This is a genomic window from Corallococcus exercitus, assembly GCF_042231735.1.
Classification (GTDB): domain Bacteria; phylum Myxococcota; class Myxococcia; order Myxococcales; family Myxococcaceae; genus Corallococcus; species Corallococcus exercitus_B.
The window spans coordinates 348,471-363,861 of record NZ_CP102577.1 but is presented as its reverse complement, the minus strand read 5'-3'; the positions used below and the strand labels follow the sequence as shown (position 1 = coordinate 363,861).

The 15,391-nt window shown below is 71.6% G+C and carries 19 protein-coding genes; 12 read left to right on the top strand and 7 right to left on the bottom strand.

Annotated elements, in window-relative coordinates:
- The first annotated feature begins 27 nt into the window (after positions 1-27).
- Positions 28-456, top strand: a complete 429-nt coding sequence (locus tag NR792_RS01620; protein ID WP_375758316.1) for a hypothetical protein — start codon at positions 28-30, stop codon at positions 454-456.
- Positions 453-959: a hypothetical protein gene (locus tag NR792_RS01615; protein WP_375758315.1), complete on the top strand. Its 507-nt coding sequence runs from the start codon at positions 453-455 to the stop codon at positions 957-959. Before NR792_RS01620 ends, NR792_RS01615 begins: the two co-directional genes overlap by 4 nt.
- Positions 960-1,022: 63 nt before the next feature.
- On the opposite strand, the gene NR792_RS01610 is transcribed toward NR792_RS01615, so the two are convergent.
- From NR792_RS01610 to NR792_RS01600, 3 genes are read right to left on the bottom strand one after another with little or no spacing between them, the layout of a single operon-like run.
- Positions 1,023-2,219, bottom strand: a complete 1,197-nt coding sequence (locus NR792_RS01610; RefSeq protein ID WP_120552329.1) for a class I SAM-dependent rRNA methyltransferase — start codon at positions 2,217-2,219, stop codon at positions 1,023-1,025.
- Positions 2,216-3,061, bottom strand: coding sequence for an HAD-IIB family hydrolase (locus NR792_RS01605; protein ID WP_375758314.1), 846 nt, complete (start codon positions 3,059-3,061; stop codon positions 2,216-2,218). Before NR792_RS01605 ends, NR792_RS01610 begins: the two co-directional genes overlap by 4 nt.
- A complete protein-coding gene (locus tag NR792_RS01600; RefSeq protein WP_375758313.1) occupies positions 3,058-4,200 on the bottom strand; it encodes a hypothetical protein in 1,143 nt (380 codons plus the stop codon). The genes NR792_RS01605 and NR792_RS01600 overlap by 4 nt, the downstream gene beginning before the upstream one ends.
- A gap of 88 nt (positions 4,201-4,288) precedes the next feature.
- On the opposite strand from NR792_RS01600, the gene NR792_RS01595 reads away from it, so the two are divergent.
- The 4 genes from NR792_RS01595 to NR792_RS01580 are packed head-to-tail and all read left to right on the top strand — an operon-like array spanning position 4,289 to position 6,753.
- On the top strand, positions 4,289-5,230 hold the full coding sequence (locus NR792_RS01595; RefSeq protein ID WP_375758312.1) for a magnesium transporter CorA family protein: 942 nt from the start codon (positions 4,289-4,291) through the stop codon (positions 5,228-5,230).
- Positions 5,231-5,270: 40 nt separating this feature from the next.
- Complete coding sequence (locus NR792_RS01590) at positions 5,271-6,056, top strand: alpha/beta fold hydrolase (protein WP_375758311.1); 786 nt, start codon at positions 5,271-5,273, stop codon at positions 6,054-6,056.
- Positions 6,057-6,090: 34 nt separating this feature from the next.
- A complete protein-coding gene (locus tag NR792_RS01585; RefSeq protein ID WP_375758310.1) occupies positions 6,091-6,360 on the top strand; it encodes a peroxidase in 270 nt (89 codons plus the stop codon).
- Between the two features lie 30 nt (positions 6,361-6,390).
- Positions 6,391-6,753, top strand: coding sequence for a carboxymuconolactone decarboxylase family protein (locus NR792_RS01580; RefSeq protein WP_375758309.1), 363 nt, complete (start codon positions 6,391-6,393; stop codon positions 6,751-6,753).
- Positions 6,754-6,764: 11 nt separating this feature from the next.
- Here the strand turns inward: NR792_RS01580 and NR792_RS01575 are convergent, their stop codons facing one another.
- The 4 genes from NR792_RS01575 to NR792_RS01560 form a co-directional block, all read right to left on the bottom strand.
- On the bottom strand, positions 6,765-7,145 hold the full coding sequence (locus tag NR792_RS01575) for a hypothetical protein (RefSeq protein WP_375758308.1): 381 nt from the start codon (positions 7,143-7,145) through the stop codon (positions 6,765-6,767).
- A gap of 36 nt (positions 7,146-7,181) precedes the next feature.
- Positions 7,182-8,189: a dipeptidase gene (locus tag NR792_RS01570; RefSeq protein WP_375761560.1), complete on the bottom strand. Its 1,008-nt coding sequence runs from the start codon at positions 8,187-8,189 to the stop codon at positions 7,182-7,184.
- Positions 8,190-8,252: 63 nt separating this feature from the next.
- The gene (locus NR792_RS01565) at positions 8,253-9,386 is read right to left on the bottom strand and encodes a serine/threonine-protein kinase (RefSeq protein ID WP_375758307.1); all 1,134 of its coding nucleotides are present in this window, start codon (positions 9,384-9,386) and stop codon (positions 8,253-8,255) included.
- A 221-nt stretch (positions 9,387-9,607) separates the two neighbouring features.
- Positions 9,608-10,225: a hypothetical protein gene (locus tag NR792_RS01560; protein WP_375758306.1), complete on the bottom strand. Its 618-nt coding sequence runs from the start codon at positions 10,223-10,225 to the stop codon at positions 9,608-9,610.
- A 334-nt stretch (positions 10,226-10,559) separates the two neighbouring features.
- Here NR792_RS01560 and thiS point away from each other — a divergent pair, with 334 nt between their 5' ends.
- Genes thiS through NR792_RS01530 form a run of 6 tightly spaced genes read left to right on the top strand, consistent with a single transcriptional unit; the run spans position 10,560 to position 15,330 of the window.
- Complete coding sequence (thiS, locus tag NR792_RS01555; RefSeq protein WP_120530083.1) at positions 10,560-10,763, top strand: sulfur carrier protein ThiS; 204 nt, start codon at positions 10,560-10,562, stop codon at positions 10,761-10,763.
- 26 nt (positions 10,764-10,789) lie between these two features.
- Complete coding sequence (locus NR792_RS01550; protein ID WP_375758305.1) at positions 10,790-11,575, top strand: thiazole synthase; 786 nt, start codon at positions 10,790-10,792, stop codon at positions 11,573-11,575.
- A 2-nt stretch (positions 11,576-11,577) separates the two neighbouring features.
- The gene (locus tag NR792_RS01545) at positions 11,578-12,192 is read left to right on the top strand and encodes a thiamine phosphate synthase (protein ID WP_375758304.1); all 615 of its coding nucleotides are present in this window, start codon (positions 11,578-11,580) and stop codon (positions 12,190-12,192) included.
- A gap of 22 nt (positions 12,193-12,214) precedes the next feature.
- A complete protein-coding gene (locus tag NR792_RS01540) occupies positions 12,215-13,258 on the top strand; it encodes a hypothetical protein (RefSeq protein ID WP_375758303.1) in 1,044 nt (347 codons plus the stop codon).
- Between the two features lie 6 nt (positions 13,259-13,264).
- Positions 13,265-14,149: a DUF4129 domain-containing protein gene (locus NR792_RS01535; protein ID WP_375758302.1), complete on the top strand. Its 885-nt coding sequence runs from the start codon at positions 13,265-13,267 to the stop codon at positions 14,147-14,149.
- Positions 14,146-15,330, top strand: coding sequence for a DUF4350 domain-containing protein (locus tag NR792_RS01530; RefSeq protein ID WP_375758301.1), 1,185 nt, complete (start codon positions 14,146-14,148; stop codon positions 15,328-15,330). The genes NR792_RS01535 and NR792_RS01530 overlap by 4 nt, the downstream gene beginning before the upstream one ends.
- Positions 15,331-15,391: the final 61 nt, after the last annotated feature.

The window sequence follows — 15,391 nt, the reverse complement described above, 5'->3', positions numbered from 1 at the left end:
CGGGTCCGGACTGGTATGACTGCACGTATGACGCTCGAAGAAGCCCAGCGACTGGTGCAGTCATTCATCCGGGCCCACGGAGGCGATGCGCAGGCCTCCGGGCTGAACGCGAAGGGATTTGGCGGCGCCGCGCTTGGCGACGCGCAGGTCTACTTCGAGCATGTGAAGGACTCGGGGGCGCTGAAGTGCAGCGCCCTCATCTACCGCTTCCGCGACGCGCCCCGTCCGGGCGTCATCGACGGCTTCCGTGACGAAGAGAAGAAGGGCACGGACACCGGCGGCGGCAAGGTGGACTACGAGACCGAGAACAAGAGCCTCTTCCTGAGCCGCACGTACGGCGTGGTGCCGTCGGAGCAGCAGTTCAAGGAAGACGTCGACCGGCTCGTGGAAGCCAGCCTCGTGTGGGGCGACGAAGTGTTCAACCGCGTCGCGGATCGCGTCATCCCCGCGAAGTGATCAGCTCCTTTACCAGCAAGCTGCAGTGGCTGCTGTCCTCCATGGGCATGGCGCGTCCTGCGCCGTCCGCGGGCGGACCGATGACGCGCGACGCGGCCCGGCAGCTGGTGAAGTGGTACCTCCAGTCCCAGGGCGCCGGCGTCAGCGAAGGCCTCAACGAACAGGGACTGGGCGGCATGCTCAACGGCGAAGGCCAGTACGCCTTCGAGCACGTCGAGTCCCCGCTCGCGCTCAAGTGCAGCGCGCTCATCTACCGGTTCCGTGAACCGCCCAAGCCCGGCATCATCGAGGGCTTCCGGCAGCAGCAGGAAGAGGGCACGGACACCGGCGGCGGCAACGTCGACTTCGAGCCCGGCAGCGGCAGCCTCTTCCTGACCCGCACCTACGAAGTCGTGCCGGACGGCCGCGAGTTCACCCGCGACCTGGACCGGCTGGGCAAGGCCAGCGTCGTCTGGGGCAAGGACGTGCTGGACCGCGTGGCCCACAAGGTCTTCGGTACCTGAGCGCTCCCGAGCCCCACGGGAGGCGCGCCCCATGACGGGCGCGCCCCGGGGCCGGGCGGTCCGCTATACCGACTGCATCACGTAGAACTTGAGGTACTTCCCTTCCGGGAACTGCAGGCGCACGGGATGGTCCGGCGGCTGGTAGCGCTCCTCCACGAGCGCCAGGTCCACGCCGGCCTTGAAGCCCGCCTCGCGCACGGCGCCCATGAACATGTCCCCCGTCACGCGCGCGGAGCACGACGCCGTGGCCAGCAGCCCGCCGGGACGCAGGAGCGCCAGGGCCTGCCGGTTGAGCGACGCGTAGCCGTCCACCGCGGCCTCCACCGCGCGCTGGCTCTTCGCGAACGCGGGCGGGTCCAGGATGATGAGGTCGAACGTGCGGCCCTCCTCCTTGAACGACTGGATGAGCGCGAACACGTCCGCCGCCAGGAAGTCGTGCTTCGCGGCGGGCAGCCCGTTGCGGGTGAAGTTCTCGCGCGCCAGGGCGATGGCCTCCGGGTCCTGATCCACGGAGAAGACGCTGTTGGCCCCGCCCAGCGCCGCGTTCACGGAGAAGCCGCCGCTGAAGCTGAAGCAGTTGAGCACGTCCCTGCCCTGCCCCAGCCGGCGGATGAGGTAGCGGTTCTCACGCTGATCCAGGAAGAACCCCGTCTTCTGCCCCTTCCACGCGTCCACCAGGAAGATGGCGCCGCGCTCGCGGATGGGGATGAGCTCCGGGGCCTCCTCGCCCCACAGCATCTTCCCGCTGCCGCGCCCGTCATCCTCCTCCACGTCGTCGCGCCCCACCTCGTCGCGGCCGAGGATGCCCTTCAAGCCCGGGACGCCCGCCTTCAGCGCCTCCACGATGAGGGGGCGGTAGGGGGTGAGGCCCGCGGAGTACAGCTTCATCACCGCCCAGCCCGCGTACAGGTCCACCACCACGCCGGGCAGGCCGTCACCCTCGCCGTGGATGAGGCGGTAGCTGTCCGTGTCCTTCAGGTCGATGAGCGCCGTGCGCGCGGCCAGGGCGCGCTGCACGCGCTGGGTGATGAAGCGCGAGTCCACCGTCTCGCGCGAGTCCCGCGTCAGCACGCGCACCGCGATGGCCGAGTGCGGGTCGTAGTACCCGCGCGCGACGAACTTCCCGTTCTCCGTCAGGTCCACCACGCTGCCGGCCGGGATTCGCGGCATGTGCTCCAGGGCCTTGCGGAACACCCACGGGTGCCCCGCGCGCAGGTGACGCCCCAGGCCCCGGGCCAGCTCCAGCTTCACGACATTCACGTTGAAACTCCTCGACTGCGACTGCGGGCCTGCCGGCGGCGGGCGAGGAGGGCACGCGCCAGCTCCTCGAAGCCCCGCCCCTCGGGCGCCCGGGTGATGAAGGCCGGCGGCGCTTCAATGCGGTCCAGCACCGCGCGCACGTTGGCCACGCCCACGCCCAGCTTGAACGCCTGGAACATCGGAGCGTCGTTGAAAGAATCCCCCGCGTAGACGTACCGGCCGTCCGCGGGCTCCAGCTTTTCTCCCCACGCCACCTTCGCGAAGCGGCGCGACGCGGAGAGCTTGTCGAAGCGGCCCAGCCAGCAGTTGACGTGGACGGACGAGCGCACCGCCGTCACGCCCCGCGCCCGCAGCAGCGTTTCGATGCGGGAGGCGCCTTCGTCGCCCAGCCGGGCCTCCTCGTTGTAATCCACGGCCAGGTCCACTTCCGTGTAGCGGCTGTCCACGGACAGCCGCGCGCCAGGCACCTGGGCGAGCACGCGCTGGACCTCCTTCTCCAGGCGCTGGCGGTTGGCCACGCGCTGGGCCGGCGGCTCCAGGTACACCTTGCGCAGCTTCCCCTTGGCGTCCTTGAGGAAGAACAGCCCGCCGTTCTCCACCACGACGCCGTCCACCGGGAGCTGCCGGGCCCACGCCTCGCCCCACCCCGCCGGACGGCCGCTCACCAGCACCACGCGCAGGCCGGACGCGGACAGCTGCTCCAGGGCCCGCACCGTCTGGCTGCGCAGCTTGTGGCCCGTCGTCAGCGTGCCGTCCACGTCGGTGAAGACGCCCTGCACGCCGGACAGGTCCGCCTGCCGCAGGGGGCGCGGCTCCGCGACCTTCGCTCGGACGGTCGTCACATCACGTCCAGTTGCGCGAGCTGGGCCTGGAAGGACTCGATGGTGGAGAGCAGCTCCGGGCCCGTGAGCGTGGCGAGCTTCAGCTTGCGCGCCTTGCGCAGGAACGCATCCATGGTCGCGTCCCGGCCATAGAGCGACTGCGCGCTGGCCGCGGCCTCCGCGAGCGCCTTGGCGGACGCGGCGGGGTCCTTCTTCGACTGGGACAGCGCGCGCTCCAGGCGCACGCCGCACGCGGCCCACACCTCGCGGTCGTGGAGGATGAGCAGCTGGCGCTGGTTCACCGCGGACAGGCTCCGCACCAGCGCGTCCAGGCCTTCCGTCACCGCCAGCAGCCGCGCCTGCTCCGGGGCGGACTCGAGCGCGAGCGCGCCAATCTCCGCGCGGGCCTCGACGATGTGGCGCTTGTCCTGCGCGCGCAGGTTCCGGTACGCGGCGGTGCGGCCGAAGGCGTCCAGCTCCGTCTGGAGCTGCTGCGCGTTCCACAGCACCTCCTCCGGCTTCGCGTCGCGCACCTTGTTGAGCCGCGCCGCGACGATGCGCGACAGGTCGGACGTGATGGCGCGCACCGTGACGGCCGCCTTCACCTCCGCCTCGTAGCCGGGCACCACCTGGGCGCGCGACACCTCGCCGAAGGTGCTCGCGGACTCGAAGACGAGCTGGCTCATCTGTTCGCGGTAGTCGGACCGGAAGCGCTGGATTTCCGCCAGCAGCTGCCAGCGGTCGCTCACCACGGACGGGTTGCGCATGGCCTCGCCCAGCTGGGTGATGCTCTGGGCCAGCCGCGCCATGCCCTCCTGGAGCATGCCTGGCACGTCCCCGGGGCCCTTGCGGGCCGCGGACGCCTGCGCCGTGCCGGGGAACTGCTCCCGGATGACGTTGAGCAGCGCGTTGACGTCCATCACCGTGTCGCGGATGACGGGCGCCATCTCCTCCCATAGCGACAGGTCGGGGCTGGCGTCGACGACGGGCGTCTCGTATTTCACCAGGTCCAGGTCGCTCAGCCGGGAGATGGCCTGGGCCGCGGCGAGATACACCGCGCGCAGCCGCGCGGCGAAGGCGCGGTCGGGCAGCGACTGGAGGATTTGTTCGAGCCTCGGGGTCAAGGAGGCCGGCGGAGGATTCTCGGCGGCAGCGGACACGTTGCCCCCACTCTACCGCTCGACATCGCGTCCGGGGAGTTCTAGCAAGCGTCCCGGGCCCGACAGGTGGGCCGGGGAGTCCACGGAAATGATCCAGGTCTGTCTGTGGGAGGACGGCAGGGCTGTCTTGGGGGGCGACGAGCTGCTCGACCGGCCAGGGCCCAAGTGGATCGACGTCCTGGAGCCGGACGCGGAGGTGCTGGGCCGGCTGGCCGAGCGCTTCCAGCTGCACCGCCTGGCGGTGGAGGACTGCCTGCACCTGGACCAGCGGCCCAAGCTGGAGGAGTACCCGCACCACCAGTTCATCGTGATGCAGGGCTTCAGCTGCGGCTCGGACGTCACGGAGCTCACGCTGCACGAGCAGCACTTCTTCCTCGCGCAGGACTGGCTCATCAGCGTGCACGCGCTGCGGCTGCCCAGCCATGAGGCCGTCCTGCGGCGCGTGAAGGACGACCCCGCGGGCACGCTGGGCCGGGGCGTGGACGTCATCCTCTACCTGCTCGCGGACGCGCTCGTGGACGCGCAGTTCCCCATCATGGACGACTTCGGCGACCGGCTGGATGAGCTGGAGGACGCCATCTTCGCCCAGCCGGATCCGGAGCAACTCCAGCGCATCTTCCAGCTCAAGCGCGCGCTGGTGACGCTGCGCCGCGTGCTGTCCCCCCAGCGGGACGTGGTGGGCATGCTGTCGCGCCGGGGCATTCCGCAGATTCAGGAGAAGACGACGCTGTACTTCCGCGACGTCTACGACCACCTGGTGCGGCTCTACGAGCAGATAGACGCCAGCCGCGACGTGGTGGGCAACGTGATGGACGGCTACCTGTCCATGGTGGCCCAGCGCACCAACGACATCAGCAAGCAGCTCACCATCTTCGCCACCCTCTTCCTGCCCCTGTCCTTCATCGTGGGGTTCTTCGGGCAGAACTTCGAACAGTTGACGGGACCGGGCTGGTACGCCGCCATGTGGGTGACCATGGTGGGCTTCCCCATGGGGCTCGTTGGCTGGTTCAAGTACAAGAAGTGGATCTGACGCCGCACCTGGACGGCCTGACGGCCCGAGGGAGGGACGCATGCTGACGGTCACCGTGGATGGGATTCCGCTGCACTACCGGGACGTGGGCCAGGGGTTGCCGGTGCTGCTCCTGCACGCCTTCCCGCTGGATGGCTCCGCGTTCGACCAGCAGGTGGCCGCGCTGTCCGGGCGCTACCGCTTCCTCGTGCCGGACCTGCGCGGCTTTGGCCAGAGCCGGTGGGGTGAAGGCCCCACGGAGATGCGGACGCTGGCGCAGGACGCGCTCGCGCTGCTGGACGCGCTGAACCTCCACGCGGCGGTGGTGGGCGGCGTGTCCATGGGGGGCTACGCGGCCCTGGCGCTCCTGCGCGAGGACCCGGGCCGGGTGCGCGGGCTGGTGCTGGTGGACACGCAGTGCACCGCGGACGACGCCGCCGGAAGGGACAAGCGCGAGGCCACCGCCCAGCAGGCGCTGAAGGAAGGCACGGCGTCCGTCGTCCAGGGCCTGGTCCCCAAGCTGGTGCACGCGGGGCCGGAGTCCCCGGTGGGCCGCGAGGTGACGCGGCTGGGCCTGGCCGTGTCACCGGAGTCCATCGCCGCCGCGCAGCGGGGCATGGGCCTGCGGCTGGACAGCAAGGACCTGCTCGCGCGCTACGCGGGCCCCGCGCTCGTCGTGGTGGGCGAGCACGACACGGTGACGCCCCTGGCGAAGGCGAAGCAGATGGCGGACCTGGTGCAGGGCGCGCGGCTGGAGGTCATCCCCGGCGCGGCGCACCTGCCCAACCAGGAGCAGCCGGAGGCCTTCAACACGGTGCTGGACAGCTTCCTCGCGTCGCTGGCCTGATGGGCGTCCCCGTTCAAAGCCAGGGAAGTGCGCGATGATGAAGTCCCCCGCCCCGGAAGCCATGTACCTGCCCGACGTCGAGTCGCACGAGTCCGACGGGCACTACGGGAAGATGATCGCCATGGCGCGGGCCGGGGGCATGACGCCGCCGGGCATCTGGCACCTGTTCGCGTTCAAGCCGCGCATGACGGACGCGCTGTCCGCCTTCACCCACGAGGTGATGCGCGGCCCGTCCCCGCTGTCCGCCGGGCTGCGGGAGCTCATCGCCGCGTACACGTCGCGGCGCAACGCCTGCGTGTTTTGAACGGGCTCCCACGCCGCGGTCGCGGCGGAATTGCTGGGCAGCACGGAGCGCGTCCAGGCGGTGCTGGACGATGTGAGGACGGCCCCCATCCCGGAGGCCGAGAAGGCGCTGTTCGCCTTCGTGGACCAACTCAACGACGCGCCGGGAGACGTGCGCCGCGAGGACGTGGAGCGCCTGAAGGCCGCCGGCTGGACGGACGAGGCCGTCTACGACGCGGTCTCCGTCTGCGCGCTGTTCAACTTCTACAACCGGTGGATTGACGGCACCGGCGTCCAGGGCCTCTCACCGGCCATGTACGAACGGTCCGCGAAGCGCATGGCCGCGGGCGGCTACCTGCCCGCGCCGCCCCCCGGCACCCCACCGCCCTCCTCAGGCGGGGAACCGGAGCGCTGAAGTCGCCGAAGTCAGGGCTGGCAGACGGCCTGCGAGTCCTGCACGGCGCAGGACGAGCAATCCGCCGTCTTCACCAGCACGCCCTGCTGGCACGTGAGGAGCGCGACGCCGTTCGGGCTGCACACGCCCTTGCCTTCCGCGTCCGTGGCGCACCCGTCGTTCTCCTGGTTGAGGGACGTGTCACAGCGCACGCTGTCCGCCAGCTCCCGGCAGCCCAGCGGCCCGCGGCACGCCAGCGGACGCCAGGTGCCGTTGCGGCACTCCAGGGCCTGCGCGTCGTCCTGGCACACGTAGTCGCCGCCGTCACACGAGTCGCCCGAGCCCGGCCCGCCACAGCCGGAAAGGAGGAGGAAACCGACGAGGGACAAGAGCGCGAGGGGAAGACGGTTCATGGGTGCCGGCGACTCTTTTCGACAGGTATTTCGCTGTCAACCGCCGCCGAGCGTCTCGCGGAAGTAACGCCGGAAGTTGCCACCCATCACACGTTCCACCCAGGACTCCGGGTGTCGTTTGAGCAGCGCCTCCGTGAGGCGGGGCAGGTCCGTCACGTCCCGCATGCCCCGGGGCAGCGCCACCATGCCGTCGTAGTCCGAGCCCACGCCCACCCCCTCCTCCCCCATCACGTCCACCGCGTGCTCCACGTGGCGGACCACGTCGTCCCACGTGTCGCCGCCCAGGTACACCGGCGCCAGGATGATGCCCACCACGCCGCCGCGCTGGGCGATGGTGCGCAGCGCCGCGTCGGACAGGTTGCGCCAGCCGCCGCCCGCCGCGCGCACGCCGGTGTGCGAGCAGAAGTAGCGCACGGTGGGGTGCGCGAAGAGGTCCGTGAGCGTCTGCTCGGAGGCATGCGCCACGTCCACGCTCAGCCCCAGGCGGGCCATCTCCTCCATCACCTGGTGCCCCAGCGGCGTCAGCCCCCGGTTGCCCATCATGGGAAAGGACGAGCCGCCCAGGTCGTTGTTGGACAGGTGCGTGAGCCCCATGAAGCGCACCCCGCGCCGGTGCAGCTCCGCGAGCCGCTCCACCTGGCCTTCAATCGCGTGGCCGCCCTCCACGCCCAGCACCGCCGACAGCCGCCCGTTCGCGAGGTTGTCCTCCAGCCCCGCCCCGGTGGTGGCGACGCGCACGGTGTCCCCGGAGCGCGCGCAGAACGCGTCCAGTTGCTCAATCTGCCAGAGCGCGCGGGACCACTCGCCGCCGCGCGCCTCGCGGGGCCACTTGCGCCACGCGGCGAACAGCGGGAAGCCGCCAATGAACGGGAAGCCCCGGGTCACCAGCGTGAAGCACTGCAGCTTCACCCCCGCCTCCCGCAGGCGGGGGAAGTCCACGTGCCCCTCCGTCGACCGCTCGCACAGGTCGCGGTTCCACATCAGCGAATCCGCGTGCCCGTCCGCGATGCACCACTGACGGTGCAGCTCCTTCACGTCACCCATGCCAGCAGTCTTCGCCACGGCCTCCCACGATGACAAGCACCCCGGGACGTCCGGAAGGTGGGCTCACGTCCAGTCCGCGCCGTCGTCGTCGCAGCCGTCCCACAGGTCGTCCTCCAGCGGGAGCCCCGCCTCCGCCTCCCCCAGGGGGCCCACGAGCGCGTCGGTGCGCACCTCCGCCACCTCGCGCAGCGCTTCGGGAGGGCCATAGGGCCGGCCTTCCGCGTTCAGCAGCCCCCGGAGCGCGTCCCGAAGCTCCGCGCCCGTCTGGAAGCGCAGGTCGCGGTCGCGCTGGAGCACCCGCTGAAGCACTGCCCGCATGCCCGGCGACAGGCCGCGCGTCGCCTGCTCCACGTGCGCTGGCGTCAGGCACGCCATGCGCGCGGCCATCAGGGGCGCGGGGAGCCAGCTGGGCGTCTCCGCGCACAGCCCGCGAGTCCCGGGCAGGGGCTGGACCTGCTGCGCGGCGCGCTCCACGTCCTCCAGGTCCAGCAGGTGCAGGCCGGTGAGCAGCTCCAGGAGCACCATCCCCAGGGAGAACAGGTCCGCGCGGCCATCCAGCGGCTGGCCCTCCAGGGCCTCCGGCGAGGCATAGGCCACGTCCCCGCGCACGAGCCCCGGCTCCGTCACCACGCGCCCGGGCAGCCGCGACCACGCGAGCGCGAAGTCCGACAGCCGCACCCGCCCGTGCACGTCCACGCGCACGGAGCGGGGGCTGACGTCGCGGTGCACCACCCCCACGGGCAGGCCGCGCGCGTCCTCCAGCGCGTGGGCGTGGTGGAGCGCGTCCGCCACCTCCGCGCCCACGTACGCGGCGAACGCCTCCGGGAAGGGCCGCCGCCGCAGCGCCGCGAAGCTGGACAGCGTCTCCAGGCACGGCCCATCCACGTACTCCGTCACCAGGTGGGGCGCCCCGTCGTGCACCCGCACCAGGTACACCGGCGCGATGGCCGGGTGGGACAGCCGCATGAGCAGCTTCACCTCCTCGCGCAGCCGCGCCCGCGCCACGTCATCCGTCACGTCGCGCAGGCGCTTGATGAGCACCAGTCCGCCCGGCGTGCGCGCGTAGTGCCGGCGGGCGAGCAGCAGCTCCCCTCCGGCGCGCGACCCCAGGTAGCGCACCAGCTCATAGGACGTGGCCCCGGTGGAGAAGAGGATGAAGGGCCGGGACGCGGAATACGCGGGGGGATGGGTGGCCATCGTGGCTGACGCTCCTGACTCGGAAGGACGCTTCCCGGGGGCGGGAAGGCATGAGGAAGACCTCACGCCCGCGTCCTACCACCCGGGTCAGACATCCCCATCCGACCCCACCGGGTGTTTCCCCGACTAAAAAGGAAACGGCCCCCACCGAGAGGGTGGGAGCCGCCGCCTTCAAGTATTTCCCCAGTCCGCGAAGGACAGGTGCGCGTGAGGCGCGGGGATTACTTGTCCATCTTCTTCACGGGCGCCACCAGGGTGACGTCCTTGGCGACCATGTCCTTGCCGTCCATCACGTAGGAGGCGCGCACCTGCGAGCCCTCCTGGATGTCGTCCAGCTTCACGGCGCGGCTGCCGTTGTCCATGACGGCCGTCTTGTCGTTGGTCTTGATCTTCAGTTCCTTGTTGGAGCTGTCCACCAGCGTCAGCGTGTCGCCGGACTTGGACAGCACGCGACCGTTGACGGTGGTCGCGGCGGCGGCGGAGGTGGTGCCGGCCATGCCGGAGCCGCCCGCGGCCAGGTCCTCATTGCGGTTGGCCTGGTCCTCGGCGAGGTCCTCGTTGCGGTTGGCCTGCGCCTCGGCCAGGTCCTGCTCCTCGTCGCGGACCTCCTCGTTGGCGCTGGCGATCTTGTCGTTCGCGTCCTGACGGGCCTCCGCGACGTCCTCGTTGGCGCCCTGCTGCGCCGACGCCAGCTCCCTGCTCTCGTCCTGACGGGCCTCCGCCGTCTCCTGCGCCGCTTCCTGACGGGCCTCGGCGACATCCTCGCGCTGCGACTGGACGTCATCCTTCTTGCAGCCGGTGACCATCGTCAGACCCGCGACCGCCGTGACCGCAATCATGAGCTTCCGCATGTGAGTGCCCCCTGTGAGTGTGTTCTCAAGGCCGGGCTTTTTGTTCCCCGGCGTTGGGCAGAAACTGGTTGCTGGCCTCGTACCTGCACAGCGCTTGTCGGACGTTCGTCCAATGCCCAGGGGCGGCCTGCGCAAGAGGGAGGGCCCGGCTCCCTGCCTGCTGGGGAAGCGGAACAAAACGCATCCGAGCGCGAAAAATCCGTTCCCGCGCGCTGTAGCAGGCCTGTCGCGCAGGGGAGGCTGTGCGTTGACAGGGCAGAACCGCCCTTGTACTGGCACCGGCGGGTCCCGTCCGAAGGGGGCCGGAAGGAGCCGTGAAGCCGTGAACGTGTGGGTCAACGGAGAAGCGCGGACGCTGCCGGAGGGCAGCACCCTTTCGTCCCTGCTGGCGCTGCTGGAGCTGGGCAGCGGCCCGGGGGTGGCGGTGGAGGTGAACGCGGAGGTGGTGCGCCGCGCCCGTCATCCCGAGCACCGGCTCCAGGACGGGGACCGGGTGGAGATCGTCACCTTCGTCGGTGGCGGGTGAGCGCAGGCCCTGGAGAGGAGACGGTCATGAGCGGCATCGCGGACAAGCCTTTCACGCTGGCGGGGGTGACGTTCACCTCGCGGCTCATCGTCGGGACGGGGAAGTACCCCAGCCACGAGGTGATGAAGCAGTGCCACGAAGCGTCGGGCGCGGAGCTCGTCACGGTGGCGGTGCGGCGGCTGGACCTGAAGGCGACGGGCGAGGCGTCGCTGATGAACTGGATCGACCGCGACAAGATGCGCCTCTTGCCCAACACGGCGCTCTGCTACACGGCGGAGGACGCGGTGCGCACGTGCCGGCTGGCCGAAGAGCTGGGCATGAGCAAGTGGGTGAAGCTGGAGGTGCTGGGCGACGAGAAGACGCTCTACCCCGACGTCGAGGAGACGGTGAAGGCGGCGCGCATCCTGGTGAAGGAGGGCTTCACGGTGCTGCCCTACACCAGCGACGACCCCATCACGGCGCGCAAGCTGGAGGACGCGGGCTGCGCGGCGGTGATGCCGCTGGCGGCGCCCATCGGCAGCGGGCTGGGCATCCGCAACCCGCACAACCTGCGGCTCATCCGCGAGGTGGTGAAGGTGCCGGTCATCGTGGACGCGGGCGTGGGCACGGCCTCCGACGCGGCCATCGCGATGGAGCTGGGCGTGGACGCGCTGCTCATGAACACCGCCATCGCGGGCGCGAAGGATCCGGTGCGCATGGCCGTGGCGATGAAGAAGGCGGTGGAGGCCGGCCGTGACGCGTTCCTGGCGGGGCGCATCCCGCGCAAGGCGTACGGCTCCGCGTCCAGCCCCATCGAAGGGCTCGTGGAGTAGCGGTGCCCGCCCTGCCCCGCCTCGTGGTCATCACGGACTGGCGGCTGCCCCGGGCGCGGTTGTTGACCGCGTTGGAGCGGGCGCTGGAGGCGGGGCCGGAGGTCGCCGTGCAGCACCGTCATCCGGAGGCCTCCGGGCGGCTGTTCCTGGAGGAGGCGCGGCTCCTGGCGGAGGTGTGCCGGGGCCGGGCGCTGTTCGTGAACGGGCGGCTGGACGTCGCGCTGCTCGTGGGCGCGCACCTGCATCTGCCGGCGTCGGGACCTTCGCCGCGTGACGTGCGCCCGTTCCTGCCGTCCGGCCGGCTCGTGAGCGTGGCGGTGCACGACGCGCGCGAGGCGGAAGACGCGGTGGGCGCGGACCTGGCGCTGGTGAGCCCGGTGTTCGCGCCTGGCTCCAAGCCCGGGGACACGCGCGACACGCTGGGGCCTCGCGGGTTCAGGGAGCTTTCGGAGCGGCTGCCCTGCCCTGCCCTGGCGCTGGGAGGGATGACGCCCGAGCGTGCCCGGGAGGTGCCGGGGACCTGGGGCGTCGCGGTCATCTCCGCCGTGCTGGAGGCCGGGGATCCGCGCGTGGCGGCCCGGGCGCTGCTGGACGCGTACGTGCCCCAGCGGGCTTGAGGCGAGGCTATGCTGCGCGGCCGTGACGCCTTCCCCGACCTCCGTTGAGCTGCGCCCCCTTGCCATCGGAGAAATCATCGACCGTGCGGCGACGTTCTGGCGCGCGCACCTGAAGCCCCTGTTCGTGCTGTGCCTGGGGTTCGACCTGCTCAACTACATCGCGGTCAAGGCGTTCACCGTCGTGATGACGCGCACGGTGGGCGTGCTGCCCGGGCTGGGCAAGGCCCCCGAGGGCACGGACCCCACGCAGGCGCTGAGCCAGTCCGGCATCATGCTGGGGCTGATGCTCGTGCTGTACGTGTTCCTCGTGTGGAACTTCTGGGTGGCCACCACGGCGGCGGCCCGGTACGTGGTGCCCGCGCGGCTGGGTGAACCCGTGCGTCCCTCGGACGGACTGCGCCGGGCGGTGTCGCGCCTGGGCACGCTGACGGCGACCTACCTCCTGTCGATTCTGTGGTCCGTGGGCGTGACGCTCCTGCTGTGTCTGCCCGGCTCCGTGGTCATGGGGCTGGGCGTGGTCGCGGCCGTCACCGGCAAGGGCTCCGGCGGCAGCACGGCGGTGAGCATCGCGTTGATCATCATCGGCGCCATCGTGCTGGGGCTGGGCGCGCTGGCGGCGGTGCTCTGGTACTTCCTGCGCTTCATGCTCCTGCCGCCGGTGCTGGCGATGGAGGACGTGGGGGCGTGGGCGGCGTTCAAGCGCTCCGGGGCCCTGCTGAAGGGCCGCGTCGAGCCGGGGTTCTTTGGCCGGGGCACGGTGCGCGCCATGGTGCTGTCCACGGTGGTGGGCGGCATCCTCATCGCGGTGAGCCTGGTGTCGGGGCTGCCCGCGTGGATCGTCCGGCTCGCCTACGGTGGCAACCTGTTGGACCCGGCGGCCCAGGCGGCGATCCCGCAGGCGCTGCTCGTCCCCGCGGAGCTGTTGCAGGTGGTGGGACAGTCCTTCTTCACGCCGCTGAGCTTCGTGGTGTCCGCGTTCTTCTACGTGGACATGCGCGTGCGCCGCGAAGGCCTGGACCTGGAGCGGCGGATCGCGACCGCGGAGCCGGCGACGCCGTCCCCCTGACATCCCGTGCCCGCCCTGCCCCTGTTCCTCCTGCTGGCCACCCTGCCCCCGTGCGCGGACCGGGAGGCCGTGTCGCGACGGCTGGAGGACACGGCGAGCTCCCGGCCCCAGGAGCTCAACGCGGAGGTGAACCGGCTGGTGGAGGCCCTGGACGGCGTGCCCCTTCCGCCTGGGACCTCCGGACAGACAGCGCCGGACCGGGCCCGCCAGCTCACGGTGTACCTGGAGGCCGTGTGCAGGCTGGACGCGGAACCGACGGCGGCGCCCGGCGTGACGAGTGAACCCGAGCGGCTGCGAGCCATCCTCGACCGGCCGGAGTTCGCGAAGGCCCGGCAGCGCAACAGCGACCTGCTGACGCGCCTGCTGCGCGAGCTGCAGACCTGGCTGGAGGGGCTCTTCGAATCCAGGGGCGCGCAGGGCTTCGCGGTGGCCACGCGCGCGGTGATGCTGGGCGTGGCCCTGGCGGTGGTGTTGTTCGGCGTGCTGCGGGTGCGCTGGCGCCGGAGCAGGAAGCCCGTCACCGCGCCGGGTGTGCAAAGCGAGGCCGCGCCCCTGGAGCTGGACACGCCCGGAGAACACCTGGGCCGGGCTCGCACCGCGCTGGAGACGGAGGACGCGCGCGAGGCCATCCGCGAGGGTCTGCTGGGCCTGCTGTCCACGCTGGAGCAGCGCAAGCTGGCACGGCCCGACCGGGTGAAGACGAACCGCGAGCTGGCCGCGGAGCTGCCCACGCGAGGCGCCCCCGCGCGCGTGACGGGTGAGGTGGAGCGGCTGGTCGGCTGGTACGACCAGGCCTTCTACTCACTGGAGCCGGTGTCGCGTGAGGAAGCCGCGCGCTTCGTGGAGTCCGTGGAGCAGTTGCACGGCTCGCTCGCGGAGGGCCGGCCGTGAGGAACGCGCGCGTCACGGTCGTCCTGGGAGTGCTGATCGCCGTGGCGCTGGCGGTGGGCCTTGCCTCGCATGAGGCCCCGCCGGACTCCCCCGTGCCGTCCATCACGAACCCGGGGCCCCTGGGCCTCAAGGCCCTCTTCGTCTACCTGCGCGAGCGCGGACGCGACGTCAGCGAGCAGACGGCCTCGCTGGAGTCGCTCCCCTCCGGCACGCGCACGCTGATCATCGCCGCGCCGCAGGCCCAGCCGGTGACGAAGGAGGAGGTCGCCGCGCTGGAGCGCTTCGTCCGGGGCGGCGGCACGCTCGTGTATCTGTCTCCGCACGCTTTGGGCGAACACCAGCCGGGCCTGGAGGAATGGCTACGCATCACCACCGGAGCCCTGCCCGGCACCAACCACCAGGGCCTCGCCTCCGAATGGGTGGACCCCGCCGGCGTCACCGTGGACGTGTGGCTTCCCGCGGGCGCGCTGCGCGACCTGTCGCTGCTGCGCGTGGCCCGGGACCGGAGCCTGCGGATGGAGCACGAGGACGCGGTGCCGCTCGCGGGGCTGGGCGCGGCGGGCGTGGTGTGGCGCTGGGGCCTGGGCCAGGGCGAGGTCTACGTCGTCGCGGGCCCGGACCTCGCGGAGAACCGGCGCCTGGAGCTGCTCGACAACCTGCGCTTCTGGGATGCGCTCGCCGCGCGCGGGCCCCTGCGCTTCGACGAGTTCCACCACGCCGTCGTCACCCGCCCGCCCCTGTCCCAGGGCCTCTGGGTCTTCATCGCGCAGAGCCTCGCCGTGGGGCTCGTCTACGTCGTCTCCCGAGGCACCCGCTTCGGCGCGCCCCGGCCCGTGCGCGTGGAGCGGCACCGTTCGTCGCGCGAATACGTGCGCTCCATGGGCTGGCTCATGCGCCGCGCGAAGGTGGAGGCGGAGCTGCTGCCGGAGCTCGACACCGCCCTGCGGCGCCTGATGCACGAGCGCCTGGGCATCACCCCCTCCCTGCCGGATGCGGAGGCCGCGCGCCTCTTGGAGGAGACCTGCGGCGTGCCCGCGCGCGACTACCTGGACGCGAAGGAGGACCTCCTGCGCACGCGGGAGCGCACCCCCATCCGCCCCGCCGACTACACCCGGCTTGCCCGCCGCTACGCCCTCCTGGAGCGCCGCGTGACGGGCCGCGCGGACGACCCGCGCGAATGACGAAGGCGCGGTGCCCGGTGCGCGCACACGCCCCGGACCCGCGCCCTCCTGCCGCCCGACC

What these genes read in the sequence shown, in the direction of transcription:
- NR792_RS01570 (WP_375761560.1), bottom strand. Translation starts at nt 8,189, where the DNA reads ATGGGTGACGTGAAGGAGCTGCACCGTCAGTGGTGCATCGCGGACGGG.
- NR792_RS01575 (WP_375758308.1), bottom strand. Translation starts at nt 7,145, where the DNA reads ATGAACCGTCTTCCCCTCGCGCTCTTGTCCCTCGTCGGTTTCCTCCTC.
- NR792_RS01620 (WP_375758316.1), top strand. Translation starts at nt 28, where the DNA reads ATGACGCTCGAAGAAGCCCAGCGACTGGTGCAGTCATTCATCCGGGCC.
- NR792_RS01585 (WP_375758310.1), top strand. Translation starts at nt 6,091, where the DNA reads ATGATGAAGTCCCCCGCCCCGGAAGCCATGTACCTGCCCGACGTCGAG.
- NR792_RS01550 (WP_375758305.1), top strand. Translation starts at nt 10,790, where the DNA reads ATGAGCGGCATCGCGGACAAGCCTTTCACGCTGGCGGGGGTGACGTTC.
- NR792_RS01595 (WP_375758312.1), top strand. Translation starts at nt 4,289, where the DNA reads ATGATCCAGGTCTGTCTGTGGGAGGACGGCAGGGCTGTCTTGGGGGGC.
- NR792_RS01560 (WP_375758306.1), bottom strand. Translation starts at nt 10,225, where the DNA reads ATGATTGCGGTCACGGCGGTCGCGGGTCTGACGATGGTCACCGGCTGC.
- NR792_RS01590 (WP_375758311.1), top strand. Translation starts at nt 5,271, where the DNA reads ATGCTGACGGTCACCGTGGATGGGATTCCGCTGCACTACCGGGACGTG.
- NR792_RS01565 (WP_375758307.1), bottom strand. Translation starts at nt 9,386, where the DNA reads ATGGCCACCCATCCCCCCGCGTATTCCGCGTCCCGGCCCTTCATCCTC.